This is a genomic window from Oleiphilus sp. HI0132, from assembly GCF_001635845.1.
Genome location: NZ_LWGJ01001405.1, coordinates 1 through 1,589 on the forward strand (window position 1 = coordinate 1; position 1,589 = coordinate 1,589).

The 1,589-nt window shown below is 38.8% G+C and carries 1 protein-coding gene; it reads right to left on the bottom strand.

The window, feature by feature from the left end; translation table 11 throughout:
* Positions 1 to 1,589, bottom strand: a 1,589-nt coding sequence (locus A3766_RS21500) for a CHAT domain-containing protein (protein WP_156509031.1), incomplete at both ends; no start/stop codon positions are given.

Consider the following 1,589-nt stretch of genomic DNA (forward strand, 5'->3'; position numbering starts at 1 on the left):
CTTCTTTGCCTGTGAGCGATATTATTGAAGACTTGCCTCGTAAGACTCTAGATATTTCTTCACCTTCATGTTTTGTTTCAGGTAGTGCTGAAAACTGCTGAACTTCGCGGGCGATGGTTTGAATTGCTCTCGTTGAAAAGGACTGGGTAGCAGATGGCGAGTTATAATCAGGATCCGTTACCACAACAAAGCTTTCAGGCAATCGAACTTTTTGTTTGTTATCAATACTACGAGACTGCACATACACAACTTTGTAGTCTTCTAGCAAGTAACGATTATTCTTTCTTAGAATAGATAATGGCATTGAATGAAAAGCGCCATCAGCATTAACTAATAAAGTCGATTTTCCTTCAACCAAATTATCTAACTTTGATAATGTAAGATCGTATATGCTCTCCAGCGTTTTATCTAAATCGAGTTTTTGCGGTTCAAGCCCTTTGGCCAGCGAGTTGTTAATAGTTGCATGATAAGTGCCTACAGCATCATCGATATTAACTGCATCCCCCAAATTTACCATCTCCAATTGACCAGAGGTTTCTGCTACAACTGCTATATAAGTCTCCCCTTCGAATGAAAGAGATTCGTAGTTAAAAGAGTGCAATTTAACTATGTCGATAAACACATCGTCAGGGCTCATTGCGCCAAGGAATTGATCAATATTCTTAGTTTCGAATAGTTCAGGATGATTAAATGCAAAAGTTCGTTTGAGCTTTAATCTGGCCTCTGCTTTTTTAAGCATTAATCTATTGTATGCCTCTAAGTCAGTACGCGCACCAGATAAAACTAGCTCGTCAAATTCATCGCTTATTTTAGCAAATTCATGGTACTTATTTTGTATATCTGGATTAGAAGATTTACGAGCTTTCTTTAGTATTTCAGAGTCAATCGAGAGTAACTGCCCCTTCAGATTTGAAAGATGCAAATAAAGCTCTGTGATTTCTGAGTGGGAATATACTTTCGAGTGAACAGCGTGTTGAAAAGCTGCGTTCGTTAAGCCTTTAACCCACTGTAGATAATCACGATCTTTCTTTTCATCCACCGAAAAAGCGAGAAGCCTAAAAATCGTCGTCTTTTTCTGAAGTTTAAGGGCTTTTAGATAAAGCTCTTTAGCTATCCCATGTTTACCACTCGCTGCAAAAAGGTTTGCATAGTGATAAAGCGTGCGCATACATCCGGCGAACACACCTTCTTCTGGAACATCATGAGCTTTAGGGTCAACCCTTGTTGAAATATCACAACTTATTTCATGCGCCGCTGCAAAAACATGCTCTAGCTCATCTATCTTGCCAAGTTTCTGCTTGACCACACCAAGCGCTAACCCCAAATTCTCATTGGAATCCTTTTTACTGGATGCATTCCCCATAGCAGATAACGCAGTTACCACCTGGGAAAATCCATTATTTGCATTAGCACTTTGAACAAAAAAGTTACTAATGAAGTCAAATGCTGGGCTCAAATATCGATCAGCCTTTTCATATTGGCCATGTTTTAGATAAAACTGTCCAACCTTTTCTTTAGCTTTGACATTGAACAAGTTAGCTTTAGATTGATTAGCTCTCGGTAAATAGGGAGAGATTTGCTTGTATTCT